Origin of the sequence: Bradyrhizobium archetypum, assembly GCF_013114835.1 — a bacterium.
In the GTDB taxonomy this organism is placed as follows: domain Bacteria; phylum Pseudomonadota; class Alphaproteobacteria; order Rhizobiales; family Xanthobacteraceae; genus Bradyrhizobium; species Bradyrhizobium archetypum.
In genome coordinates, this window is record NZ_JAAVLW010000009.1 from 1 (window position 1) to 23,295 (window position 23,295).

General features: G+C 62.2%; 25 protein-coding genes. 11 read left to right on the forward strand and 14 right to left on the reverse strand.

Features of this window, described 5'->3' with window-relative positions; translation table 11 throughout:
• Positions 1–107 precede the first annotated feature (107 nt).
• The 4 genes from HCN50_RS26765 (at position 108) to HCN50_RS26780 (ending at position 3,128) form a co-directional block, all read left to right on the forward strand.
• On the forward strand, positions 108–578 hold the full coding sequence (locus HCN50_RS26765; protein ID WP_171712896.1) for a chemotaxis protein CheW: 471 nt from the start codon (positions 108–110) through the stop codon (positions 576–578).
• 56 nt (positions 579–634) lie between these two features.
• On the forward strand, positions 635–1,000 hold the full coding sequence (locus tag HCN50_RS26770; protein ID WP_028347253.1) for a response regulator: 366 nt from the start codon (positions 635–637) through the stop codon (positions 998–1,000).
• Positions 1,001–1,083: 83 nt separating this feature from the next.
• On the forward strand, positions 1,084–2,253 hold the full coding sequence (locus HCN50_RS26775) for a protein-glutamate methylesterase/protein-glutamine glutaminase (protein ID WP_171712897.1): 1,170 nt from the start codon (positions 1,084–1,086) through the stop codon (positions 2,251–2,253).
• Entirely contained in the window at positions 2,250–3,128 is an 879-nt protein-coding gene (locus HCN50_RS26780; protein ID WP_171712898.1) for a CheR family methyltransferase, read from the forward strand. The genes HCN50_RS26775 and HCN50_RS26780 overlap by 4 nt, the downstream gene beginning before the upstream one ends.
• Before the next feature lie 149 nt (positions 3,129–3,277).
• Here HCN50_RS26780 and HCN50_RS26785 read toward each other — a convergent pair whose 3' ends face one another.
• From HCN50_RS26785 to ctrA, 4 genes are all read right to left on the reverse strand, one after another.
• Positions 3,278–4,435, reverse strand: a complete 1,158-nt coding sequence (locus HCN50_RS26785; RefSeq protein WP_171712899.1) for a glutathionylspermidine synthase family protein — start codon at positions 4,433–4,435, stop codon at positions 3,278–3,280.
• Between the two features lie 5 nt (positions 4,436–4,440).
• On the reverse strand, positions 4,441–4,863 hold the full coding sequence (locus tag HCN50_RS26790) for a hypothetical protein (protein ID WP_171712900.1): 423 nt from the start codon (positions 4,861–4,863) through the stop codon (positions 4,441–4,443).
• A 2-nt stretch (positions 4,864–4,865) separates the two neighbouring features.
• Positions 4,866–5,270, reverse strand: coding sequence for a DUF350 domain-containing protein (locus tag HCN50_RS26795; RefSeq protein WP_171712901.1), 405 nt, complete (start codon positions 5,268–5,270; stop codon positions 4,866–4,868).
• A gap of 164 nt (positions 5,271–5,434) precedes the next feature.
• Complete coding sequence (gene ctrA, locus HCN50_RS26800) at positions 5,435–6,136, reverse strand: response regulator transcription factor CtrA (RefSeq protein WP_016848562.1); 702 nt, start codon at positions 6,134–6,136, stop codon at positions 5,435–5,437.
• 366 nt (positions 6,137–6,502) lie between these two features.
• Between ctrA and fliI the strand changes: the two genes are divergently transcribed.
• The 4 genes from fliI to HCN50_RS26820 all read left to right on the forward strand — a co-directional run bounded on the left by fliI (position 6,503) and on the right by HCN50_RS26820 (position 9,985).
• On the forward strand, positions 6,503–7,828 hold the full coding sequence (gene fliI / locus HCN50_RS26805; protein WP_171712902.1) for a flagellar protein export ATPase FliI: 1,326 nt from the start codon (positions 6,503–6,505) through the stop codon (positions 7,826–7,828).
• A gap of 108 nt (positions 7,829–7,936) precedes the next feature.
• The gene (gene fliJ / locus HCN50_RS26810) at positions 7,937–8,353 is read left to right on the forward strand and encodes a flagellar export protein FliJ (protein WP_171712903.1); all 417 of its coding nucleotides are present in this window, start codon (positions 7,937–7,939) and stop codon (positions 8,351–8,353) included.
• A 180-nt stretch (positions 8,354–8,533) separates the two neighbouring features.
• The gene (locus HCN50_RS26815; protein ID WP_171712904.1) at positions 8,534–9,079 is read left to right on the forward strand and encodes a sigma-70 family RNA polymerase sigma factor; all 546 of its coding nucleotides are present in this window, start codon (positions 8,534–8,536) and stop codon (positions 9,077–9,079) included.
• A gap of 18 nt (positions 9,080–9,097) precedes the next feature.
• Complete coding sequence (locus HCN50_RS26820; RefSeq protein ID WP_171712905.1) at positions 9,098–9,985, forward strand: anti-sigma factor; 888 nt, start codon at positions 9,098–9,100, stop codon at positions 9,983–9,985.
• 322 nt (positions 9,986–10,307) lie between these two features.
• Here HCN50_RS26820 and HCN50_RS26825 read toward each other — a convergent pair whose 3' ends face one another.
• A complete protein-coding gene (locus HCN50_RS26825; RefSeq protein ID WP_171712906.1) occupies positions 10,308–10,514 on the reverse strand; it encodes a hypothetical protein in 207 nt (68 codons plus the stop codon).
• 317 nt (positions 10,515–10,831) lie between these two features.
• A complete protein-coding gene (gene flhA / locus HCN50_RS26830; protein WP_171712907.1) occupies positions 10,832–12,967 on the reverse strand; it encodes a flagellar biosynthesis protein FlhA in 2,136 nt (711 codons plus the stop codon).
• 973 nt (positions 12,968–13,940) lie between these two features.
• Here flhA and HCN50_RS26835 point away from each other — a divergent pair.
• Entirely contained in the window at positions 13,941–14,228 is a 288-nt protein-coding gene (locus HCN50_RS26835) for a hypothetical protein (RefSeq protein WP_171712908.1), read from the forward strand.
• 218 nt (positions 14,229–14,446) lie between these two features.
• On the opposite strand, the gene HCN50_RS26840 is transcribed toward HCN50_RS26835, so the two are convergent.
• Both HCN50_RS26840 and HCN50_RS33800 read right to left on the reverse strand, forming a co-directional pair.
• Complete coding sequence (locus tag HCN50_RS26840) at positions 14,447–14,998, reverse strand: hypothetical protein (protein ID WP_171712909.1); 552 nt, start codon at positions 14,996–14,998, stop codon at positions 14,447–14,449.
• A gap of 117 nt (positions 14,999–15,115) precedes the next feature.
• Entirely contained in the window at positions 15,116–15,415 is a 300-nt protein-coding gene (locus HCN50_RS33800) for a hypothetical protein (protein ID WP_235977257.1), read from the reverse strand.
• Here HCN50_RS33800 and HCN50_RS26845 point away from each other — a divergent pair.
• Positions 15,320–16,426, forward strand: a complete 1,107-nt coding sequence (locus HCN50_RS26845; protein ID WP_311968230.1) for an OpgC domain-containing protein — start codon at positions 15,320–15,322, stop codon at positions 16,424–16,426. The genes HCN50_RS33800 and HCN50_RS26845 overlap by 96 nt on opposite strands.
• Before the next feature lie 50 nt (positions 16,427–16,476).
• Here HCN50_RS26845 and HCN50_RS26850 read toward each other — a convergent pair whose 3' ends face one another.
• The 4 genes from HCN50_RS26850 to HCN50_RS26865 all read right to left on the reverse strand — a co-directional run bounded on the left by HCN50_RS26850 (position 16,477) and on the right by HCN50_RS26865 (position 19,970).
• Positions 16,477–18,186 (reverse strand): Na/Pi cotransporter family protein, encoded by a 1,710-nt coding sequence (locus tag HCN50_RS26850; RefSeq protein WP_171712911.1) that lies wholly within the window; start codon positions 18,184–18,186, stop codon positions 16,477–16,479.
• Positions 18,187–18,419: 233 nt separating this feature from the next.
• On the reverse strand, positions 18,420–18,845 hold the full coding sequence (locus HCN50_RS26855; RefSeq protein ID WP_171712912.1) for a hypothetical protein: 426 nt from the start codon (positions 18,843–18,845) through the stop codon (positions 18,420–18,422).
• The gene (locus HCN50_RS26860) at positions 18,842–19,030 is read right to left on the reverse strand and encodes a hypothetical protein (RefSeq protein WP_171712913.1); all 189 of its coding nucleotides are present in this window, start codon (positions 19,028–19,030) and stop codon (positions 18,842–18,844) included. Before HCN50_RS26860 ends, HCN50_RS26855 begins: the two co-directional genes overlap by 4 nt.
• Before the next feature lie 523 nt (positions 19,031–19,553).
• Positions 19,554–19,970 carry a hypothetical protein gene (locus HCN50_RS26865; RefSeq protein WP_171712914.1) on the reverse strand — a complete coding sequence of 139 codons (417 nt, stop codon included), beginning with the start codon at positions 19,968–19,970 and terminating at the stop codon, positions 19,554–19,556.
• A 324-nt stretch (positions 19,971–20,294) separates the two neighbouring features.
• Between HCN50_RS26865 and HCN50_RS26870 the strand changes: the two genes are divergently transcribed.
• The gene (locus HCN50_RS26870) at positions 20,295–21,137 is read left to right on the forward strand and encodes a GNAT family N-acetyltransferase (RefSeq protein WP_171712915.1); all 843 of its coding nucleotides are present in this window, start codon (positions 20,295–20,297) and stop codon (positions 21,135–21,137) included.
• A 14-nt stretch (positions 21,138–21,151) separates the two neighbouring features.
• On the opposite strand, the gene HCN50_RS26875 is transcribed toward HCN50_RS26870, so the two are convergent.
• Both HCN50_RS26875 and HCN50_RS26880 read right to left on the reverse strand, forming a co-directional pair.
• Positions 21,152–22,222 (reverse strand): AI-2E family transporter, encoded by a 1,071-nt coding sequence (locus HCN50_RS26875; RefSeq protein ID WP_171712916.1) that lies wholly within the window; start codon positions 22,220–22,222, stop codon positions 21,152–21,154.
• A gap of 298 nt (positions 22,223–22,520) precedes the next feature.
• The gene (locus HCN50_RS26880) at positions 22,521–23,273 is read right to left on the reverse strand and encodes a hypothetical protein (RefSeq protein ID WP_171712917.1); all 753 of its coding nucleotides are present in this window, start codon (positions 23,271–23,273) and stop codon (positions 22,521–22,523) included.
• Between the last annotated feature and the right edge of the window lie 22 nt (positions 23,274–23,295).

The following is a 23,295-nucleotide window of genomic DNA, read 5'->3' on the forward strand; positions in this document are numbered from 1 at the left end:
GTCGCCAAGTTCGACCGGCCCGGCCTGATCGCGGCGCTCAAGGAACAAACCGCCGACACCCGGAAAGCGGCCTAGGGCATCAGCGTGCTCAAACAAGGTAACTGCATATGACAACCAAGACCGAGACCATCGAGGGCACCGTGGCCGAATACGTCACCGCCGTGATCGGCGGCCAATTGTTCGGGCTGCCGATCTCCCGCGTCCAGGACGTGTTCATGCCGGAACGGCTGACGCGGGTGCCGCTGTCGTCTGCCGAGATCGCCGGCGTGCTCAATCTGCGCGGCCGCATCGTCACCGTAGTCGACATGCGCGCCCGGCTCGGCCTGCCGAAGAACGACGACGGCAAGCCGCCGATGGCGGTCGGCGTCGATCTGCGCGGCGAGTCCTACGGCCTTTTGATCGACCAGATCGGCGAGGTGCTGCGGCTGCCCGACGCGAGCTGCGAGGAAAACCCGGTCAACCTCGATCCCCGCATGGCAAAGCTCGCCGGCGGCGTGCACCGCCTCGACGGCCAGCTCATGGTCGTCCTCGACGTCGATCGCGTTCTCGAACTCGCGCCCGACCTGATGGCGGCATGAATCCAATCTCGAACGGAAGCTTCCCTCTTGGGAATTGATGTAACTGGAGGCCTAAAATGAAAACATGTCTGGTCGTTGATGACTCGAGCGTCATCCGGAAGGTCGCACGCCGCATTCTCGAAGGTCTCGACTTTCAGATCGTCGAGGCCGAGGACGGCGAGAAGGCGCTTGAAGTCTGCAAGCGCGCGATGCCTGAGGCGGTTCTGCTCGACTGGAACATGCCTGTCATGGACGGCTACGAATTCCTCGGCAATCTGCGCCGCATGCCCGGCGGCGACGCGCCCAAGGTGGTGTTCTGCACCACCGAAAACGATGTCGCGCACATCGCGCGCGCGCTGCATGCCGGCGCCAACGAATACATCATGAAGCCGTTCGACAAGGACATCGTGACCGCGAAGTTCCAGGAAGTCGGCCTGATCTGATCTCTCGCATGTGATCCCGGCGGCTCAACGGCCTTCGGCGTTGTTTTTGTAAGTGTGCCGCTTGAGTTGGGTCGGGTGAAGTAATGAGTGTTGCGTTAACGAGGTCACCGCCGCCAGTCTCGACACGGCAGGACAAGCTGCGTGTCATGGTGGTGGACGACTCCGTCGTGATCCGCGGGATGATCTCGCGCTGGATCGGCGCCGAGCCGGACATGGAGGTCTCGGCCTCGCTGCGCACCGGTCTCGACGCTGTCAACCAGATCGAGCGCGTCAAACCGGATGTTGCCGTGCTCGATATCGAAATGCCGGATCTCGACGGCATTTCGGCGCTGCCGCAACTGCTGGCGAAAAAGCGCGACCTTGTCATCATCATGGCGTCGACGCTGACCCGCCGCAATGCGGAGATCAGCTTCAAGGCGCTTTCGCTCGGCGCGGCCGATTATATTCCAAAGCCGGAAAGCACGCGCGAAGCCACCGCTGCCGAGACCTTCCACCACGATCTGATCCAGAAGATTCGTCATCTGGGCGCAAGGGCGCGCCGGCGCGCGTCGCCTGCCGCGAGCCCGTCCCCGGCGCCGGCCCTCGACCGGGTACGCGAAGTCGCGCCGCAGCCGGCCGCAGCACCGGCTCCGCAACTGCAGCTCGCGCGCCGGCCGTTCAGCATGCTGGCGCCGCGTGTGCTCCTGATCGGCTCCTCGACCGGTGGTCCGCAGGCCCTGATGACGCTGGTCGCCGACATCGGTCCGGTGATCGATCGCTTTCCGGTGCTGATCACCCAGCACATGCCGCCGACCTTCACCACCATTCTCGCCGAACATCTGGCGCGTGCCAGCCGCCGTCCGGCGCATGAGGCCGTCGATGGCGAGCTCGTCAAGCCTGGACGGATCTACCTTGCGCCCGGCGGCCGCCACATGCGCGTCGTGCGCCACGGCACTGATGCGGCGATCGCGCTTGACGACGGGCCGCCGGTGAATTTCTGCAAACCCGCGGTGGATCCGCTGTTCAATTCCGCCATCGATGTCTGGCAGGGCAGCATCATGTCCGTGATTTTGACCGGCATGGGCTCCGACGGCATGCGCGGCGGCAAGGAGATCGTCGCCGCCGGCGGCAGTGTGATTGCCCAGGACGAAGCGACCAGCGTGGTGTGGGGCATGCCGGGCGCGGCCACCAATGCAGGTATTTGCGCGGCGGTTCTGCCGCTCAATCAGATCGCGGCCAAACTGGTTCGGTTGTTTTCGGGAGATCGTTCGTGACGCCTTCAGACTATGAGTATTTGCGTAAGCTTCTGAAAGAGCGCTCCGGGCTCGATCTGTCGGCCGACAAGCAATATCTGGTTGAAAGCCGGCTGTTGCCGTTGGCGCGCAAGTCCAGCCTGCCGGGGATTTCCGAACTCGTCGCGAAGATGAGGAGCGGGGCCGAGACGTTGACGGCCGACGTGGTCGAGGCGATGACCACCAACGAAACGTTCTTCTTCCGCGACAAGATTCCGTTCGATCATTTGCGCGAGACGGTACTCCCGGCGCTGGCGCAGGCACGCGCGGCCCGCCGCTCCTTGCGCATCTGGTGCGCGGCCTCCTCCACCGGGCAGGAGCCCTATTCGATCGCGATGTGCCTGAAGGAAGCAGGACACATGCTGTCAGGCTGGCGCACCGAGATCATCGCGACGGATCTGTCACAGGCCGTGCTGGAAAAATCGAGGGCCGGAATCTTCAGCCAGTTCGAGGTGCAGCGCGGATTGCCGATCCAGTTGCTGGTGAAATATTTCACCCAGAACGGCGAACTCTGGCAGATCAATGCCGAGCTGCGCAGCATGGTGCAGCATCGTCAGCTCAATTTGCTGCAGGACTTCTCCCATCTCGGCGTGTTCGACATCATCTTCTGCCGCAACGTGCTCATCTATTTCGATCAGACCACCAAGGCCAACATCTTCGAGCGGCTCTCCCGCATGCTGGAGCCCGATGGCGTGCTGGCGCTGGGCGCAGCCGAATCCGTGGTCGGCATTACCAACACCTTCAAGCCCTATCCGGACCGCCGCGGACTTTACCGTCCGAACATCGCGCCGGTGATACGCGTGGGGGCATCGACCATGGTGCCGCAGACCTTGCGGGCGGTTGCTGCGGCGAGCTGACCTTCTTTACCTCGCCCGGCTCTTCGCGGGGAGAGGTCGGCGCGTAGCGCCGGGTGAGGGGTCGCTCGGCGCACTCCGGTTGTCATTGGGATTCGAGGATAGAGCGTCTCGCCCCGACCCTCTCCCCGCAAGAGCGGGGCGAGGGAGAACTACAATATCGCGTGCGGCAGGAAGCGTGACGTGTTGCCCGTGATCGGGTTCTCGTCCTCGCGGATTGACAGGCCGCATGGCGTATGATCGACCAGCCAGCTTCCGAGCACCGGATACTGGTCGGTGAAGCTTGGCAGCGGCGCGTATGCCTGCCGGATGAAGCCTTCCGCGCCATAGGGGCCCTCTAGCTCCGCCAGCGTGCTGCCGGCGCTGACCAATGCGACATTGGCGCCCTCGCGTGAGTAGAGCGGTTTGCGGACGAACGAGGAGCCGAGCATCGATGCTTTCGGGTCGTCCTCGAAATAGGCCGGCAGCAAATTTGGGTGCTTCGGAAACATCTCCCATAGCAGGGGAAGGATGCCCTTGTTGGAGAGGATCGCCTTCCATGGCGGTTCGATCCAGCGGGTCGGCGCGGTTGCGACGTTGGCGCCGAACGTGTCGCGGAACATCCATTCCCAGGGATAGAGCTTGAAGGCGAGCTCGATGGTGCGATCGGCGAGATCGACGAAACGGCCGTCGCCATCCAGGCCGACGTCCTTGATGTCCATCAACGTCGTCGTCAATCCGGCCTGGCTCGCAGTGTCCTGCAGATAGGCGAGCGTGCCGGCATCCTCGATATTGTCGGTCATTCCCGCGAGATGAAGATGCTTCACGCGACCATGTTTCTTCCAGGCGTCGATCAGCCGCTCGTGGATTGAATTGAACTGATCGGCGCGCTTGGGGATGATGTTGCGCTCCATCGCCTGTTCGAGCCAGGTCCACTGAAATACCGCTGCTTCGAACAGCGAGGTCGGCGTATCGGCGTTGTATTCCAGGAGTTTCGCCGGGCTCCAGCCGTCATAGCTCAGGTCCAGCCGGCCGTAGAGGCTGGCATCGCGGCGGCGCCAGCTTTCGGAAATCAGCGGCCAAAAGGACTCGGGTATTTTCAGTCGGCGCAGATATTTTTCATCGTTGACCGCGCGGCCGACCAGTTCGAGGCACATCGCCTCGATCTCGGCGGTGGGCGCCTCGATCCGCCGTTCGATCTCCTGCAGCGTGAACGCATAATAGGCCCGTTCGTCCCAATAGCGTTCGCCATCAATGGTGTGAAAGGTGAACCCGGCGCCTTCGGCGGTGGCACGCCAGTCGTCACGTTCGGAGCAGTCGATCCGCTGCATGAAATTCAACCGCCTGAGAAGCCGATGGCATGCCCGAAAGAGCCGAAGCCGCCGCGCTGCACCGCGTGTGGGCCCGAATCGGATGAGGAATGGCTTGAGGAGGAGTTGCTCGAGGAGGAGTAGTCGCTGCTGTAGTAGCCGCTACGCGAGGACGATCCGCCCCCGGAGCTGCCGCCATGGCTGGAGGAAGAACTGCGTGACGAGCATTCGGTCGCGTTTTGCGTTGGTGACGCCGTGTAGGCGTTCGAAGGTTGCTCGCAAGCGCGGCTCGGCATCAGCGTGTAAGCGGCGGATCCGACCGCAAACGTGCCCATCAGCAGCAGCGCAACGTGGCCCGAGCGCTTGGCCGGCGGCGGAACCGGGCGCGGCGAAGCCGGGACCGAGGCCGGTTTGCGCTTGCCGAAATCCTGGGGTGCGTTGTCGGCCATGGTCAGTAGACCATGCAGGCGGCGTTGATAGCGCCGGCGGCCAGCGAGGACAGCCCAAGCCAGATCGCGGCGGCAAGCTCGCCGGCGGCGATCCGCTCCGACAGCTTCGGCACCGGAACCCTGACGAGGTAATAAACGATGATCTGCACGACCAGCGCGATCCCGGCCCAGATCAGGCAATCCCAAACGTTGGCCGAATGGGTGATCGCGCTGACCAACGGCAGCACGAAGCCAAGCAGGCTGAGGCCCAGCGCGATCGCGGCTGCTGGCTCGTTGGCGCGGATCAGATCGAATTCGTTATGCGCGGTGATGCGGGTATAGACGAAGAGATAGGCCACCACGGCTGTTATCGCCGTGCAGAAGTAGACCAGGAATGCCGGCAGGCCGGCAAGCGATTGCAGAATCATGAATTCGCCCCAACTCGTGCGTCCGACAGGTTCGCACGATCTGTCAGTCGGTGCACCGAACCGGGCGGTTCAATCCAACGAATTCTGCCCAAGCAAAAACCCCGCCGTTTCGGGCGGGGTCCAGTCGGGAGTAGTGAGCCGTCCGGCTCGCTGCAAACCCTTGCTCAGGCGGGGATGCGCTCGTCCGCCTCGTGCGGCTCGCGCAGCACGTAGCCACGGCCCCACACCGTTTCGATGAAGTTGCGGCCTTCGGAAGCGTTGGCGAGCTTCTTGCGCAGCTTGCAGATGAAGACGTCGATGATCTTCAGCTCGGGCTCGTCCATGCCGCCATAGAGGTGGTTGAGGAACATTTCCTTGGTAAGGGTGGTTCCCTTGCGGAGCGAGAGCAGCTCCAGCATCTGGTATTCCTTGCCCGTCAGGTGCACGCGCTGGCCGCCGACCTCGACCGTCTTGGTGTCGAGATTGACCACGAGATCTCCGGTCTGGATGACCGACTGGGCGTGACCCTTGGAACGGCGCACGATCGCATGGATGCGGGCAACCAGTTCGTCCTTGTGGAACGGCTTGGTCATGTAGTCGTCGGCGCCGACGCCGAGACCCTTGACCTTGTCCTCGATGCCGGCGAGGCCGGAGAGGATCAGAATGGGAGTCTTGATTTTCGATACCCGGAGCTGCTTGAGCACGTCATAGCCAGACATGTCGGGCAGATTGAGGTCGAGAAGAATAATGTCGTAGTCGTAAAGCTTGCCTAGATCGACGCCTTCCTCCCCGAGGTCCGTCGTGTAGACGTTGAAACTCTCGGATTTCAGCATCAATTCGATCGACTGCGCGACGGCGCTGTCATCTTCTATCAGCAAAACGCGCATGCCAGTCCCCTTTAGTCCGCCGCTCCGGGCGTCAGGTCGGCCGCACTTGCGGCACTCAAAACGCCTTTAACAACTGATTCGGATCCTGACAGACACATGGTTAACAAAATCTGATTCCGGTTCGCAAGCTCTTTAAGTGCAATTTACAGCGAATCGCCCTAAGATGTTGCTCAGAAGCAGCTTTTCTCCATAGTGCCCACTCAGGTTCCAGATTAAGAGACGGGCCTAACCGACTCCCGCGTTTAGCCCTTCTTCTGACGGGCAAGCGCTCTCAGTCACCAAAGACAGTGACGCAATGATTAATGATGCGGGTAAACACGAGGTTAAGCGCGGTTTCTTAAAGTGCGGAAACTTAAGGTTTTCGCAATGAAGGCGCTCGCGGAGCAGATCGGCGATATCGACGGCGTCAATATATATGGCCGCGTGGTGGGCGTGCGCGGCCTGATGGTCGAGATCGCAGGCCCCATTCATGCGATGTCGGTCGGCGCCCGCATCGTCATCGATACCGGCGGGGATCGCTTGATCCCGGCTGAAGTCATCGGCTTCTCCGGCAGCAATGCGGTGGTGATGCCATTCGGAGGGCTTGACGGTGTCAGACGCGGTTGCCGCGCGGTCATTGCGACCGCCGCAAGCCAGGTGCGTCCGTCACCGGCCTGGCTCGGCCGCGTCATCAATGCCATGGGGGAGCCGATCGACGGCAAGGGGCCATTGGTGCAGGGCCCGTCGCCGATGCCTTACCGCAATGCGCCGCCGCCGGCGCATTCGCGCAAGCGCGTCGGGCCGCCGCTCGATCTCGGCGTCCGTGCGCTCAACACGTTCCTGACCTGCTGCCGCGGTCAACGGCTCGGCATCTTCGCAGGTTCCGGCGTCGGCAAATCGGTGCTGCTGTCGATGCTGGCGCGCAACGTCGATGCCGACATCACCATCATCGGGCTGATCGGCGAACGCGGCCGCGAGGTGCAGGAGTTTCTGCAGGAGGATCTCGGCGACGAGGGTCTGGCGCGCTCGGTCGTCGTGGTCGCAACGTCGGATGAGCCGGCCTTGATGCGGCGGCAGGCGGCCTACCTGACGCTCGCGATCGCGGAGTATTTCCGCGATGAGGACCGCGATGTGCTCTGCTTGATGGACTCGGTCACGCGCTTTGCGATGGCGCAGCGCGAGATCGGTTTGTCGGCCGGTGAGCCGCCGACCGCGAAAGGCTATACGCCGACCGTGTTCACCGAATTGCCGAAACTACTGGAGCGGGCAGGGCCGGGCACCGGCACCGGAACCATCACCGGCATTTTCACGGTGCTTGTCGATGGTGACGATCATAACGAACCTATCGCCGACGCCGTACGCGGCATCCTGGACGGCCATATCGTGATGCAACGCTCGATTGCAGAGCGCGGGCGGTTTCCCGCAATCAACATTCTGAAGTCGGTGTCTCGCACCATGCCGCGATCGGCCGATCCCGCCTATCTGCCCGTGATTACGCGGGCCCGGCAGGTGATGGCGACCTACGCCGACATGGAAGAGCTGATCCGGTTAGGAGCCTATCGCGCCGGTTCCAGTCCGGAGGTCGACGAGGCGGTCCGCCTGCATGAACCGCTGGAAGCATTCCTGCGCCAGGCCAAGGATGAAAAATCGAGCCTGGATGACGGCTATCGCCGATTGGCGCAAATCCTCAGCGATTTGGAAACGGAACGCTAACTTTGTCAGGCCATCATCCCCGGCACATGATTAACGCCGCCGGTGGGGCCCCCCGGGGAGCCGGCTCCGTCCCGCGTTCAGATTGGGACTTCTGGGGAGTATGAGTCGATGAAGTCACGAGAAACGCTGATCCGCCTGAAGAAATTTCAGGTCGACGAGAAGCGCCGAAGGGTTACCCAGATCGAAGGCATGATCGCCGACTTCCAACGCATGTCGGTCGATCTCGAGCGCGAAATCCAGACCGAGCAGGAGCGGGCCGGAATCAACGATCCCTCTCACTTCGCCTATCCGACCTACGCCAAGGCCGCGATCCAGCGCCGCGAAAACCTGACCCGCTCCGCCGACGAGCTGCGCATCCAGCTCGAGGATGCCAAGAACCTGCTCAGCGAGGCGTTCGAGGAGCTGAAGAAGGTCGAGCTGCTCGACGAGCGCGACCAGGCGCGCGAGCGCGCCGAGGAGAGCGCCAGGGAGCAGGCCGACATGGACAGTATCGGCCTGATGCGCGCCCGGCTTGGCGTCGCCTGACGCCTCTCACACCCGTCGGTTGAAGATCGAAGCCCGGGCCCCTCACGGCCCGGGTTTTTCTTGCCGATGGGGCGGAAATTGGGCGACTTGGTGCCCCCTGTGACGCAAGGTATGCTACGAAACTTCTCGTCGGCTCCGGCGTAGGACGCGATTGGAAATCGAGATTTTGGGGGACGCTGAATGCTGACGCCAGCGGAGCTGGTCTGGCTGATTGCCGCGGTGGCGAAGGGGGATGAGGCCGCATTCGAGCGCCTTTACGCCGCCACGCGCGCGAAACTCTTTGGCGTCGTGCTCCGTATCTTGCGCCGTCAGGACCTCGCGGAGGAGGTCATTCAGGAGGCCTACGTCAAGATCTGGAACAGCGCCGGCCAGTTCAACCCGGCCCTATCTTCGCCGATCACATGGATGGCGTCGATCGCGCGCAACCGGGCGATCGATGTGGTGCGCAAGCGGAGCGAAAGCTCGATCGAGGAGGAGCCGACCGCGATGGAAGTGGCGGCCGATTCACCCGATCCGCTGGCGCGGCGCGAGATGACGGAGGAGTTGAAGCGGTTGCTGGAATGCATCGGCCGTCTGGAGCCGGATCGGCAGAAGCTCGTGCTGCTCGCCTACTACAACGGCTGGAGCCGCGAGCAGCTCGCCACCAAATTCGCGACGCCGGTGAATACGGTGAAGACGTGGCTGCGCCGCAGCATGATGGATATAAGGGAGTGTCTCGGGCTCTAGAGGCCCGGATCTTGAACGATGGCCTATAGCGAAGACCATATCGCGCTCGCCGCGGAATATGCACTCGGCACCCTCGATGCCGATGAGCGCGCGCAGGTCGAGACCATGATGGCCGTCGATGCCGAATACAGCGCGCTCGTCCACGCCTGGGAATACCGGCTCGGCGTGCTGAACCAGATGGTGGGCTCGATCGAGCCGCGGCCGATCGTGTGGGAGAATATCAAGGCCGCGATCGGACATTCCACGCAAGCGCAGGCGCCCCTCACGCTGCCCGAGGCGCCGATGCCGGCTGCGACACCCGAACGTCCAGCCGAGCCTGTGGCGGCCGAGGTGCCGCCGGCGGTCGCGGATAATTCCAACATCATCCAGTTGGCGGGCCGGGCAAAGCGCTGGCGCAGCGTGGCGTCGGTTGTGACTGCGCTCGCCGCAGCGCTGGTCGCGATGCTGGCGGTGCAGGTCTATCAGCCGGATCTGCTGCCGGAGGCGCTGCGGCCGAAGCCGCGTATCCAGACGGTCGAGGTGAAGACGCCGGCGCCGCAGCCGGTGCCCTCGGCGCAATATGTCGCGCTGTTGCAGCGTGATGCCGGCTCGCCCGGCTTCATCCTGACGGTCGACGCCGCGACGAAAAACTTCACCGTGCGCAAGGTTGGCGCCGATGCCGAGCCCGGCAAGAGCTTTGAGCTCTGGCTGATCTCCGACCGCCTGCCGCGCCCGCGTTCGCTCGGCGTGATCGGCGGCAGCGATTTCACCGCGCGCTCGCTGCTCGCCGACTATGATGCCAGCACGATCAACACGGCGACATATGCGGTGACGGTCGAGCCGGCCGGCGGCTCGCCGACCGGCCAGCCGACTTCGACGCCGATCTATGCCGGCAAGCTGATCGAGACGGTGCCGGCGGCTCGCTAGTGCCTGCTCAATGAAGCTTCTCCTCATGGTGAGGAGCGCGCTCTTGCGCGCGTCTCGAACCATGAAGGCCGGTATCTCGCCCGCGGCCCATCCTTCGAGACGCAGGCTTCGCCTGCTCCTCAGGGATTGCTCCTTAGGAATGAGGTCGGTGGGTGTGTCAGCGGACCTCTGTCGCTCTGGCCGTAGGCTCGTAGCCAAAAAGAAAACGCCCGTGGGGAGCGGGCGTTTTCGCAGTCAACTTGGGGGTAGTTGGGGTCTTATTTATCCACGTGGCGACTTTGGGGGGCTGTAAAGGGCCGCGTGAATTCCGTGAATTTCTCCTCTAGCGAACGACTGAGTTGCCTGAGCTGGTAATCGCGACCGGCTTGCCGGCCTTCATCACGCGCGTGCTCGCGGTCTGCGTGAGACCTTCATCCGAGGTGGTGCGTGCGGAGATGCTGAAACCGGCGACCAAGATACCCGCGACCAAAGCCACGACCACGATCTTGAGATGGGTCGTGCGATCCGCGCTGTAGATCGAATGGTTCATGGAAGTCTCCTGCCGCCTTCCCGCCTGTGAATTCGTTGAATGCGTTCACAGGCCGGTTCAACGTCTCGCGTCACCAAACGTAGGAATCGGGCGATCCGTTCCAAAGAGGCGATCACAAGGCAGTGAAAAGACTTGAATGGCCGCGATCAGGAGTTCGCGAAAATGAACGATTGTTTATGCGTTACAGTACCTTATCTTCGCTGAAGCCTGGCAGCAGGGAATCCGGCCGAACTTGGCGATTTTGAACAAACCGTTTGCATGTGGCGAAAAGGCTTCGGGTTTTTGGCGCTGATTTGCACCGCGGCCGCCGCCGTGCCCTACACGCTGCCCACCGTCTTGAGCCGCGCGCGCGGATGAATTTCGGCCTGCGAAAGCACGGTGGTCTGCGAACGGAAACGCTCGACCAGCGAACGCACGAACGGGCGGATCGCCGCCGACGTCACCAGTACCGGCGCTTCGCCTTCGCGGGCGGCCTGCTCGAAGGCATTGCGGACCGAGGTCATGAACTCCGACAGTTTGGAAGGCTGCATGGCGAGGCTGCGCTCTTCGCCTTGGCCCACGATCGATTCCGCGAACGCCTGTTCCCAGCGCGCCGATAGCGCGATCAGCGGCAGATAGCCGTTGTATGTGGTATTCTGTGCACAGATCTGGCGGGCGAGGCGAGCGCGGACGTGCTCGACCATAGTGGCTGGGTTGCGTGAGAAGGCGAGCGCGTCGGCGATGCCTTCGAGGATCGTCGAGAGATCGCGGATCGAGATGCGCTCGGCGAGCAGCAGTTGCAGCACCCGCTGGATGCCCGACACCGTGACCTGGCTCGGCACGATGTCCTTGACCAGTTCGCCCTGTTCCTTCGGCAGCTCCTTCAGGAGCTTCTGCACCTCGCCATAGGACAACAAGTCGCTCATGTTGTTCTTGAGCAGCTCGGTCAGGTGCGTTGACAGCACGGTTGCGGCGTCGACCACGGTATAGCCCTTCAGCGAGGCCTCTTCCTTCAGCGCGGCATCGACCCAGGTCGCCGGCAGGCCGAACGTCGGCTCGACGGTGTGGATGCCGGGCACGCCGACCTGGTTGCCGGCGGGATCCATCACCATGAACTGGTTCGGCCAGATCTTGCCGGTGCCGGCGTCCACTTCCTTGATCTTGATGATGTAGGTGTTGGCCTCGAGCTGGACGTTGTCGAGAATGCGCACCGCCGGCATCACAAAACCCATTTCGATCGCAAGCGACCGGCGCAGCGCCTTGATCTGCTCGGTCAGGCGGTCGGTGCCATCAGGGCCGTTGACCAGCGGCAGCAGCGCATAGCCGAGCTCGATCTTGAGATCGTCGATCTTGAGCGCGGCGGAGATCGGTTCCTCCGCCGCGGCCTGGGCGGCCGCCGCAGCGACGTCGGGCGCGGCGGCCGCGGCGGCTTCCTGCGCCTTGACGACGTTCTTGTGGTTGCGCGCCTTCCAAGCCAGCGCCGCGGCGCCGCCGCCGAGCGCGAGGAAGGGCAGCATCGGGATGCCCGGCAACAGCGCCAGCACCAGCATCACGCCGGCCGACATGCCGAGCGCCTGCGGATAGCCTGAAAGCTGCTTCATCAGCGCCTTGTCGGCCGCGCCGGTGATGCCGGCCTTCGAGACCAGCAAGCCCGCGGCGGTGGAGACGATCAACGCCGGCACCTGCGTCACTAGACCGTCGCCGACGGTGAGCACGGTGTAGGTGCGGGCGGCATCGCCAAAGCTCATGCCTTGCTGCGCCACGCCGATGATGATGCCGCCGACGATATTGATGAAGACGATGAGCAAGCCCGCAATGGCATCGCCGCGGACGAATTTCGAGGCGCCGTCCATGGCGCCGAAGAAGCCGCTTTCGTCTTCCAGCGCCTTGCGGCGCTCCTTGGCGGTCTTCTCGTCGATCAGGCCGGCGGAGAGGTCGGCGTCGATCGCCATCTGCTTGCCCGGCATCGAGTCCAGTTGGAAGCGGGCTGCAACTTCGGCGATGCGGCCCGAACCCTTGGTGATGACGACGAAGTTGACGATGACCAGGATCGCGAACACGATAATTCCGATCACGAAATTACCGCTCATCACGAAATTGCCGAAGGCCTCGATGACGTGGCCGGCCGCCGCCGTGCCCTCATGGCCATGGGAGAGGATCAGCCGGGTCGAGGCCATGTTGAGCGACAGCCGCAGCATGGTCGAGATCAACAGCACGGTCGGAAACGCCGAGAATTCGAGCGGCGCCTGGATGAACAGCGAGGTCATCAGGATCAGGATCGAGACCGTGATCGAGATCGCCAGGAACAGGTCGAGCACCAGCGAAGGCAGCGGCAGAATCAAGACGACCAGGATGACAAGGACGCCGAACGCCAGCGCCAGGTCGCCGCGCTTCAAAATCTCGCCGATTTCGCCAAGGCTCGGAAACTTGACGCCTGGGCCCGCGCCGCCCTGACCCGCCGTGACATCGACCATGGTAGCCGCCCCCCGCGACTGGCGCCCGCGGGCGCCAAACGTCTTCGCGGCGGCCGAAGGGCCGCCGGTTCGAAAGTGAGGCACCGCACTGGCGTCCACGGGATCCCCCGTATCAAACGCGGCCGACGACACTCGACTTCACCCGGCAATTTTTGCCCGGTGTATGGTTAGCAAAGGGTTAACGGGTGGCGTGGAGAGGGGCATTCCGCTCTCTATGCTCGTCATTCCGGGATGGTCCGAAGGACCAGATCCCGAATGTCGAGATTCCGGGTTCGCTTCGCGCCCCGGAACGAGGACAAGACCCCGCATTCCCGCGGCGCGTTTCGCCCGGCCTTTGCCAATTTATCTTCGCCCATCGAGAGCAGGGCGCGGGGAATGCCGAGTGCCGGCTAGCACCCGCGTTTTCGTGTGCAAGAGATGCGCAAGGAGGCGCACATGAGCATACAGGTACAGCCCGTGCGTAGGATGGCGAAGCGAGACCCGCCAATCGCGTGTGTGGAAGCGCGATGGATATCGCTCCGCATGCACTGACGAAGATTGCTCGCGTGTTCGCCGAACGCATCAAGTGCCGCGATTGAAACAGTCTGGCCAGAGTTTGGTGGCTAGCTGCACTAGACGGAATTGCTCAGGGTGTTGAAGAGGCCGAGCTTGGCTTCAGGGTGCGTGGGCTGCTTGTTCGGTCTGCCAGCTCCCTCTCGCGCGCACCCAGAAATGGCGGTTCGGTGCAGACTGCTACCGCGTTCATCATTGTCCGCCGAGGCTGAAAAAGTTCCGACAAAAACGCCGCTCTTGGCGCGGAACAGCGGGCCCGGACGGCCATTGGCTTTGGGCTGACTTCCGCTCCCCTTGACGCAGTGCAATTGGAGAGGCCAGCATCAGGGACGCCAGCACTGCGAGAGCAGTGCTTGGCGGCTTTTGAGGTACTTAAGTGATTGAATGTTTTGCTGACCGGCTTCTATTTGGAGCATCGGAGATGACGACATATTTCAAGGCAGGTGCCTGGATTGCAGGCGCAATTCTCGGTGTTTTGGTTTGGAACGTATTTCCCGACTTTCGGCCACTCGTCACCTGGGTTCTCGGCGCCGCGTTCGTCTGCCACGTGTTGTCTGTCATCGTAGAAGCGACCGTCAAACGGCTGATCTCGGGCGAACTCCTGGAACTTCGCCGTCAATGCACTGCTACCGCCGCCCGTCTCGACATCCTGGATCGCAAAGTTACGGCGATTCTGAAAGATGCGCTTGAGCAGCGCCGCCTCCGCTGATGCAGGAAAGGCCACGCGCCGGCTGGTTAGCCCTCCCGACTGACCGGCGCGACGGATGTCACGAAGCCTGTCATCGGGCGCACATTCGTGTGATCCGTTGGCTCATCCAGGCTACGCTTGCTCATTCAACGTTCGCGCGTCAGGGAAAATCTGGACGGCGTTAACCCTGTCGGCAAACAGGCTGTACGTGGGTCGTGGGCCGCCGCCAACTTGCCTCATTAGATCGGAGAATTTTCATCGCCACTAACAGGTCGGAGGAGCATCATGCTGAGAATGGTGTTCGTGGGCCTCCTCATCCCGTTGGGTGTAGGAGTACTAGCGGCAATGGAACTCAGAGCTCCAGTGCGTAGTGCATCAACGGTCGTCCAGCCCGTTGCCGAAACCGTCGGCAATTCCGGTTCACATGTTGCGTTGGCAAAGGCTGATCGACTTGAAATTGCCGCTGCGAGCAGCGAGACACCAGTGCAGCCTGTGCTAATCGACGAACGCATTTCTCCGTCGGAGGACATCAGTGTCGGTCCTTCGGAGCCTCCGAGGGTGATCAACCGCCATCGACACGATCCCAAATCAAAGAAGGTCACCACCGTCGCGCGTCCAAAGAAGGTAACTCCCGTCGCCCATCCCACGCCGAAGGCAAAGACAACCCTTATCAGGCGAACTACCACGTCCGAGCGGCGAAGGGCCGCCAGCGATACTGAGCTCTGTCGGCTGAGCGCGTTTGGAGGCTTGCGCAAGGCTTTGAATTCAGTCGACTGCGAAATCTGATTCATTGGAACGGCTCCGGTGACTCTTGTCTCCAAAGCTTGGGAGCACGTAGCCCGATTGAACAACGCGTACGCGAAACCTGGTCTTCTTCTTCTCTAACAGCCGACATCGGACGGACTTCGTCAAGCGCCGAAGGACGGGCGGACGTAATCGCGCAGCTCAAATGATCGCGTGCAAAGCCGACAACGTTCAACGCTCGCGCGCAGATTTCCCTTAAAAAATAAGCCTTTGAAGGTGAACGAGCTCACACGATTGGCTCGAGCGGCAGGTCCATTTTGCTGGCTTGGGTGAACCAGATGCACGACCGAATTACAGTCCCCGAGTTCGTGGTCGGCGAGCTGCCGGAGCTGAAAGGCCAAGGCCGCGACTTGCGAATAGATGCCTGCAGAGGCATCGCGCTGTGGTTCATCTTTCTTGACCATGTTCCCAACAACATCGGAAGTTGGCTGACGCTGCGGAACTACGGCTTCAGCGATGCCGCGGAAGTGTTCATGTTCGTCTCGGGCATAACCTGCGCGCTGGCCTACGGCAGAGCATGGCGCTGCGAAGGCTGGACCGGAGTGATCAGCCGAACGCTGCGACGAAGCTGGGACATTTATATCGCATTTCTGTTGCTGACGCTCGCCTGCGCCATCCTGGTTCACCTCGCAGGTCGTATTGCTGACGAGAGCAATATGCGTATCTTGCTGGACCATCCCGGCGCAACGCTCGCACGCGCGGCGGTTCTGCAATACCGTCCCGTCAATACCGACGTGCTGCCGGTCTTCGTGTTGCTTCACCTCTTGTTCGCGCCGCTGCTGTGGCTGCTGTTGCGAGCGCCGAACGCGACGCTTGGCGCCTCGCTGTCGCTTTATGTGATGGTGCATGCCTTTGGCTGGACCGTCCCGGCCTGGCCGAATGGCCACTGGGCTTTCAATCCGCTGGCCTGGCAGTTGCTGTTCGTGCTTGGCGCGTGGTGGATGATCGAGGACAAGAGGCCACGGCCGTGGGTGACATCACGCAAGACGCTTGTGCTTGCCGTCCTGTATCTGCTCTTCAGCTTGCTCATTGCATTGAGCTGGCGCATCAAACCGCTGGAAGCACTGGTCCCGCAGGCGCTGGCGAATCTGCTTTACCCATTGGACAAATCGAATCTCGATCCCTTGCGACTGCTGCATTTTTTGGCCATCGCGGTTTTGGCGGCATGGTTCGTGCCTCGCAACTGGCGAGGGCTGACGAAGCCGGTAACGCGCGGCGCGATCCTCTGTGGCCAGAACTCGCTCCCAATTTATTGCGTCGGCGTTCTCTTGACGTTCGCCAGCCACGTGGCGTTGCTCGACATTTCGGACGGACTTGCGATGCAGATAGTGTTGAGTCTCGCGGGCATCGTAACGATGATCGCCACCGCAACGCTGCTGAACTCGATCAGCATCAAACCCAGGCAACGATCGTAATATTTGACGTGCTGTCCGTTCCAAGGGTGCTTAGCGTGATTTTCGCAAACTCAGCCGTAGTCTTGCTTCCCGCGCTCGCCGCGACCGACCAAATGAATTGCCGAGCGCCAGGCGTGCTGCGACAGCGCTTCGAGGTTTCGGATCGTTTCGATGCGAAGGAGTGCGGCGTCGGCGGTGAGCATTCCATTGGCGACTGCGCCAAGCGTCGCACTGCGGTGCGTGCGCAGCACTTCGTCGAGTTGCGTCGTACAACGCTCGAGCTCGGCGATGGCCTCGTCGGGCGGGATCGCGCGCGGACCGGCCATGGCGTCTTCGCCGCGTGATGCCGGCACAATCTGCGGCGATCCAGCAACGCGGGGCGGCGCCGCCACGCCGCGCGCAATCGCGGCTGCGGTGCGCATCACCTCTGCGCATAGCTCTCCGGCGCGGATGTCCTCCGGTCCGTCCCTCACCGAACTGAAATTGACCCCTCCATTCGCCAGGTCCGTCAGCCGAGACGCGCGGTCGAGTGCGCGCAATGTGCTCGTGAGACGCCGTTGCTCCTCGTCGGTATCAGGCGGTCCTGTCATGTCCGACAGGAATAATTCTGCCTGGCGCAGGGCGTCGGCCGCCTGCTGCACCGACACGGCATCCTTCCCAAGACGAACTGGTTTGGCGCGGCCGGTCAGTGCCGCCTCGACCGAAGCGCACACCGTTACGAGCACCAGCGCGATGGCTCGACGCACCGCTTCCACCGCCACGATCGGACTGGCGAGCGCCGAGGAATCGAGACACCGCGTGAGCGGTGAGCCACCCTCGGGCAGGATACGCTCGACCAGTCGCGTGAACCAGTTGACCAGCGGCAGCAGGACCATCACGCCGACAACGTTGTACGCCGTGTGATAGCCGGCCAGCAGCGTGACGCCATCGACGGTGCTCGAGGCGCGCAGAAGCCGAGGGACGACGACGGGAAAAAGCACCAGCGCGATCAGGGCGGCGATCAGCTTGAAAAGGACATAAGCAATCGACAGCCGCTTGGCCGTGGTGCTGGCGCCAAACGCGGCCAAAACCGAACTCGTCGCTGCTCCGAGGTTCTGGCCGATGATCAGCGCACAGGCCTGGTCCAGCCCGATCGCACCGGCGTAGTGACCGGACAAGGTCACGGCGACAGCCGCCGTCGACGACTGCATCAGCGCTGTCATCAAAAGTCCGATCACGACCAGCACCAGCACGCCGAACAGGCCAGACCACCACCGAACGTCCGGGGCGCCGAGAACCGCAGGCAGGTCCGCCGGGTGCAATCGCTCGGCCAGCCCACCCATCCCCTGCTGCAGGGTTGTCAGCCCAAGGAGCAAAAGCCCGAATCCGGCGAGCGCGGCGCCCATTCTGGCTGTTCGCCCGCGCGCCAGAAGCTTGGTCAGCGCGCCAACGAAGATCATCGGCAATGCCGCGGCCGTGAGCGAAACGCGAACACCGATGAGCGCGACCAGCCAGGCAGTGCCCGTGGTGCCGACATTCGCGCCGAAGACAAGGCCCAACCCTTGCGGCAACGTTAGCAAGCCGGCGCTGACGAGACCGATTGTCGTCGCGGTCGTTGCACGCGAGGACTGCACCAGAAGCGTCACGACAGCGCCCCAAAAAGAGCCGTGCAGCGGCGTCGCAGCCTTTGTGAGCATCGCGCGCAGGGCGGAGCCGGCCGGCGACTTCAGGCCTTCCGTCATCACGGTCATGCCAAGCAGGAAAAGGCCTACGCCGCCGAGTAGCGAGATTGCCGTAGACATGCGGGCTCCTGAGGTGAGGACAGTCAGGCCAGCTCTCGCACTGTAGCGCAGTTGCACAGCGAACGCAGCCGACAAGGCCGATGGCGCGCAGGGCCAGTATCCCCGCATGAGCAAAGCGATGCGGGACTCAGGCCAAAATAAACCCGGATGTCGCTTTCGCTCATCCGGGCTAACGCTTGCTTCATCAGAATCGCGCTGCTTGTTTGCGCGGCGGAACGCCGCGGGTCAACTTTCTAACGATCTAAGAGCCAAATCCTTGCGCTCCATAACGCATCAAACGTATCGGGGATGTAATTCGACGCCCGCGCTTGCACGGCTTCCTCCGGTACCCACGCCTGCACGGCATCCTTCGGTGCCCACGCTTGCGCCTCCAGCGGATTGCGACGCTTCTCCGCGACTGCGTTCACAATATTCTTGCGCGACGGTTGCGCGGAGGCGGCCTCGGGCCACTCCAACAGGGCTTTGGAAAGCCCTGGCTTGCCTTCGTACCAACATTTTCGTCCGTCGATCAGACGATACGACCACCATTTGCCGTTCGGATTTGACGGCATCGCGGCGCTGCATTGCTGTTTCGCTTCCGCCTTCGGTATCCCCAACAACAACAACAGCACCGCACCAATGAAAGCCGTCACGGCCATTGATGAAAGCTGTTTGCTCATTTGAGCGCCTCGAAGCAACCACGCTGCTGCAAGCGGCTTACGGCAGCCATCACATCGGGTCGTTCGAGAACTTCTACCAGCTTGTCGAGGACGCGCTCATTGTTCTGAGGACGGGGTTGCAGGTATTCTTCCAGTATGAGTTGCGCCTCGCCAATTGCCTGAATAGCCAATTGTTGATCAGTCATACTCGTTACTCACAAAGTGCCCCGCCAAAAAGAAAGGAGGCAAATCAAGACCTCATTGGGGTTTTTCCCCGCTTTTTTGCCAAGATTATATCAATTTTTGTTTCAGTCCTGCCCAACATCGGCGGTTCTGCTGCTTCAGTAATTAGCTGATTTTACGCAATAAATTTGTGTCGCTCGATGTGAGGGAAATAAAGTGCGGTGGTAGCACGATGCCGATAGGCTTGAGAGGGATTCAATCGGCCTGCGCGCGATCGATTACGGTTACGTACGCGACCCACTCGAATTCAAAGGGCCCGAGACCGAGCTTTAACGCGGAATCAAATTCCATTTTCGTACGCGAAATCGGACCACTGCACGCCAAGCTCTGTTCGCGAGAGCGGCAGTTGGCGAATTGACTGTTGCCGGATTGATTGCGTCGCTCCATTCGATGGCCGCTATTGCGCTAGCGAGCTACGGCGGACAACGCGCTCCACTCATCCTGCGCGCTGTCACCGCAATACACACCTGCGATCCTGCCGCCGGCTCAATCGCAATACGACCACCTGCCATAGCCGTCGTCGCATCGCGCGCGTGCGCGATAGGGCACGGGCAGCGGCGGCCGCGGCGCGTATTCCGTGGCATAATCGTAGTCCTGGGCGTAATAGCGCTCGGGATAGGCGGGCGCGCGGTCGACATAGACCGGGCGCGCGGCGTAGGCGGGGCCGTACTCACCATAGACCGCTGCCGGTGCGCGGTAGGCAGGGTCCGGCACATAAGAGGGCTGCCGATATCCGTAACCGGGTTCGGCGTACGGCCGATGAGCCGGGCCGGGGCGCACATAGACATTGGCGGATGGTGCGTAGATTCCGCCGGGCGCGACGTAGACGGATGACAGGTCGCTGGCCGCGGCGGCCCCGCAACACAGGACGGTACAAGCCAGCGTGAGCGATGATCGGTACATGTGTGAAGCCTCCAACTACTCAAGCCGCGCCAGCCAGCATGGTTAATTTTCGCTAAACAATTCGAAGGGCGCAATGATAATCTGCGCGAAGATGTGTGCCATTTCTGGACTGCCCACATGGATCCGCAGTGTGAGTTGAGGAACTGCGATCATCGCGCAGCCAAGTGCACAGTCTCGGCAATCGTCGTAATTGTGAATGCCTCAACGTAGCGGCGTCATTGCGAGCGAAGCGAAGCAATCCATCGCGCCACAGGCGGACAGATGGATTGCTTCGTCGCTCCTCGCAATGGCGGTGGAATGCACGGACGTCGAAGGATCGTCATCATGACTGACTTCACCATCCGCACCATGCGGCCGGACGAAATCTCGATCGCGATCGACTGGGCCGCGGCTGAAGGATGGAATCCCGGCCTTGCGGATGCCGTCTGCTTTGCGACCGTCGATCCGGGCGGCTTTCTCATCGGCGAGATCAATGGCGCGCCGGCCGCGACGATCTCCTGTGTCAATTACGACGCGCGGTTTGCCTTTCTCGGCTTTTACATCGTGCGGCCGGACTTGCGCGGGCGTGGCCATGGCTTGCGGATGTGGAATGCGGCAATCGCGCATGCCGGCGCGCGCGTGATCGGACTGGATGGCGTGGTGGCGCAGCAGGAGAACTACAAGAAGTCCGGCTTTCAGTTCGCTTACGCCAACATCCGATATGGCGGCACGGTGACGGCGCCAGAGGTGCGGCGGAGCGATGTCATGACGCTCGGCGACGTGCCGCCGGCTGATGTGGAGGCAGATGATGCGACGGTGTTTCCGGCGCCGCGAGCAGCGTTTCTGCGCGCGTGGATCGGCGCGCCCGGACACACCGGTTGCGCGATCGTGCGAGATGGCAGGCTTGCGGGGTGGGGTGTGATCCGCCCATGCCGAAGGGGTTTCAAGGTCGGGCCGCTGGTGGCCGACGATCGCGCCACCGCCGCAGCGGTGCTGTCGGCCTTGCTCGCAAGGGTGGGCGGCGGCGAGATTTTTCTGGACGCACCCGGCATCAACCGCGACGCGGTTGCGCTGGCGGAAGCTCTTGGTCTTGCGCCGGTGTTCGAGACCGCGCGCATGTACACCGGCGCAGTCCCGGCGCTGCGGCTGGAGCGGGTGTTTGGTGTTACGACGTTTGAGCTCGGGTAGACCCGCATCCTACGCTACACGTCTCCGGCCGGCTCGTCTCGCGATGCCCGCCGCGACGCGACAAAGATCTCCCAGCTCACCATGAAGATTGCCGCGATCAGCGGGCCGATGACGAAACCGTTGAGGCCGAACACTTCAATGCCGCCGAGAGTCGAGATCAGCACGACGTAGTCCGGCAGCTTGGTGTCCTTGCCGACCAGGAACGGCCGGAGCAGGTTGTCGACGAGACCGATGACGAGCACGCCGTACGCAATCAGCGCGACGCCCTGCCAGACGGCGCCGGTGGCGAGAAAGTAGATCGCGACGGGGACCCATACCAGCCCGGCGCCGACGGCGGGCACCAGCGACAGGAACGCCATCAGCACGGCCCACAACAGCGCGGCGTGAACGCCGAGAAACCAGAACGCCAGGCCGCCGAGCGCGCCCTGCGCCATTGCCACCAGAACGCCGCCCTTGACGGTGGCGCGAACGACGTCGGCAAACCTGGTGAAGAGCGCGGACTTCTGGTCGGCGCGAAGCGGCACGGCATCCTTGATCGTTTCGGCCAGCGCCCGGCCGTCACGCATCAGGAAGAACAACAGGTACAGCATGATGCCGAGGCTGATCATGAACTCGAACGTGTTCATGCCGATGCTGAGCGCCTGCGGCGCCAGCATCTGGCCGCCCTTCATCAGGCTGGACGACAGGGTGTCGCGAAGCGTCGAAAGATTGGTCAGGTTGAACCGTTCCAGCCAGCTCACGGCCCAGGCCGGCAGCGCATCGAAGATGCGCTGGATGTAGCCGGCAAGATCATATTCGCCCGACTGGATTTTGCCGAACAGGCTGGTGGCTTCGCGGACCAGGGAGGCCGCGACGATCGCAAGCGGCAGGATCACCATGGCAATGATGAGCAGGACGGTCACCGCCGCTGCGAGGTTGGGCCGGCCGCGCATCGACCTCAATAGCGCGCGGTTGACCGGAGCAAAGATGACGGCGATGACGATCGCCCACAGGACGGCGCCGTAGAACGGCTGCAGAACCCAGGCGAAAGCCAGCGTAACGGCAAACAGCAGCAGCAGGAAAATCGGTTCGTCAATCCGTCGCACGGGCATCTCGTTCGTTGGCTTCCATTCAGGCCACGGCCGTTCCGCGCTTGTCGCACGACCACGATGAAAAAGAAATGTAGGGGCGCAAAGGCGCACGGCGCCGTGCCCACCATCAGCGCGCTGCAACGAATGGTGGGCATTCCTCGCGCTTTGCCCGCCTAGGGACTCCTTCTCGAGGCTTCAATGGGTCCAGCCTCTGCGGAGCAGCGCTACGCGCTGCACCGCGTCCGGGACGCGCGTGGGACCTTGTCTTGTTTGCGAAGTTTCGCTTTCCGCCAAGGCGGAAGTCCGGCGATGTCTATATCTTGTCGACGATGTCAGCTTCGCTCCTTTGTACCGCGGTCTTGGCCAAGGTCTTCTTCAACTGCTCCGCAACGAGCCGCAGCTCGCGGTTCTTGACAAACCAGTAGGCGGCAAAGGCCCAGATGCCCGACCATTCCGCGAACAGAATGTACGACCCCCGCTTCTCATTCAGATAATGCAGAAGGACCGAGGTGCCGATCGCAAGCACCATATAGCAGCCGACCAGGAAGTAGGCAGTCTTGAAACGCTTGTGAGCCTTCGGGTTGGATGTTTTGAGTTGCGACAAAGTCGAATCCGAATACCAGAGGATCACGACCGCGATGCATGCAAATGCCAGCACCGCGCAAACACCATGTAACGAAAGCCACGGCATTCCCAGCCTTTCGAACAAATTCCAGTCGGACTTACCCTCAAGCGACATCGGAAATATCGCGACGCCAAGGGCGAAGAGTCCGGCAAGGCTGAGCCAGCGATCCTCGTTCTTGGAAAACCCGCGATACTTGAACAGGAAGACGCCGACGGCGAACAGGATGCCGCAGAACCAAAGTCTGACGGGAAATATGTCGATACGTGTCCCGGGAGGCTGGCCCGCAAAGTAATAATCGCTCAGCGTCGGCTGAATGCCGATTCCCCAATATATGCCCATGGCAATCACAACGACCGGGAATGCGAGGGTGATAACACCCATCCGGGTTCTCAACTTGCGATAATTTTCGACGATGGCCTTGTCGATATGTTCAATGTCCATGATGCCCCTCCAAACAATTGCG

What these genes read in the sequence shown, in the direction of transcription:
- HCN50_RS26765 (WP_171712896.1), top strand. Translation starts at nt 108, where the DNA reads ATGACAACCAAGACCGAGACCATCGAGGGCACCGTGGCCGAATACGTC.
- HCN50_RS26770 (WP_028347253.1), top strand. Translation starts at nt 635, where the DNA reads ATGAAAACATGTCTGGTCGTTGATGACTCGAGCGTCATCCGGAAGGTC.
- HCN50_RS26775 (WP_171712897.1), top strand. Translation starts at nt 1,084, where the DNA reads ATGAGTGTTGCGTTAACGAGGTCACCGCCGCCAGTCTCGACACGGCAG.
- HCN50_RS26785 (WP_171712899.1), bottom strand. Translation starts at nt 4,435, where the DNA reads ATGCAGCGGATCGACTGCTCCGAACGTGACGACTGGCGTGCCACCGCC.
- HCN50_RS26790 (WP_171712900.1), bottom strand. Translation starts at nt 4,863, where the DNA reads ATGGCCGACAACGCACCCCAGGATTTCGGCAAGCGCAAACCGGCCTCG.
- HCN50_RS26795 (WP_171712901.1), bottom strand. Translation starts at nt 5,270, where the DNA reads ATGATTCTGCAATCGCTTGCCGGCCTGCCGGCATTCCTGGTCTACTTC.
- ctrA (WP_016848562.1), bottom strand. Translation starts at nt 6,136, where the DNA reads ATGCGCGTTTTGCTGATAGAAGATGACAGCGCCGTCGCGCAGTCGATC.
- fliI (WP_171712902.1), top strand. Translation starts at nt 6,503, where the DNA reads ATGAAGGCGCTCGCGGAGCAGATCGGCGATATCGACGGCGTCAATATA.
- fliJ (WP_171712903.1), top strand. Translation starts at nt 7,937, where the DNA reads ATGAAGTCACGAGAAACGCTGATCCGCCTGAAGAAATTTCAGGTCGAC.
- HCN50_RS26815 (WP_171712904.1), top strand. Translation starts at nt 8,534, where the DNA reads ATGCTGACGCCAGCGGAGCTGGTCTGGCTGATTGCCGCGGTGGCGAAG.
- HCN50_RS26820 (WP_171712905.1), top strand. Translation starts at nt 9,098, where the DNA reads ATGGCCTATAGCGAAGACCATATCGCGCTCGCCGCGGAATATGCACTC.
- HCN50_RS26825 (WP_171712906.1), bottom strand. Translation starts at nt 10,514, where the DNA reads ATGAACCATTCGATCTACAGCGCGGATCGCACGACCCATCTCAAGATC.
- flhA (WP_171712907.1), bottom strand. Translation starts at nt 12,967, where the DNA reads ATGGTCGATGTCACGGCGGGTCAGGGCGGCGCGGGCCCAGGCGTCAAG.
- HCN50_RS26835 (WP_171712908.1), top strand. Translation starts at nt 13,941, where the DNA reads ATGACGACATATTTCAAGGCAGGTGCCTGGATTGCAGGCGCAATTCTC.
- HCN50_RS26840 (WP_171712909.1), bottom strand. Translation starts at nt 14,998, where the DNA reads ATGAATCAGATTTCGCAGTCGACTGAATTCAAAGCCTTGCGCAAGCCT.
- HCN50_RS33800 (WP_235977257.1), bottom strand. Translation starts at nt 15,415, where the DNA reads ATGGTCAAGAAAGATGAACCACAGCGCGATGCCTCTGCAGGCATCTAT.
- HCN50_RS26850 (WP_171712911.1), bottom strand. Translation starts at nt 18,186, where the DNA reads ATGTCTACGGCAATCTCGCTACTCGGCGGCGTAGGCCTTTTCCTGCTT.
- HCN50_RS26855 (WP_171712912.1), bottom strand. Translation starts at nt 18,845, where the DNA reads ATGAGCAAACAGCTTTCATCAATGGCCGTGACGGCTTTCATTGGTGCG.
- HCN50_RS26860 (WP_171712913.1), bottom strand. Translation starts at nt 19,030, where the DNA reads ATGACTGATCAACAATTGGCTATTCAGGCAATTGGCGAGGCGCAACTC.
- HCN50_RS26865 (WP_171712914.1), bottom strand. Translation starts at nt 19,970, where the DNA reads ATGTACCGATCATCGCTCACGCTGGCTTGTACCGTCCTGTGTTGCGGG.
- HCN50_RS26870 (WP_171712915.1), top strand. Translation starts at nt 20,295, where the DNA reads ATGACTGACTTCACCATCCGCACCATGCGGCCGGACGAAATCTCGATC.
- HCN50_RS26880 (WP_171712917.1), bottom strand. Translation starts at nt 23,273, where the DNA reads ATGGACATTGAACATATCGACAAGGCCATCGTCGAAAATTATCGCAAG.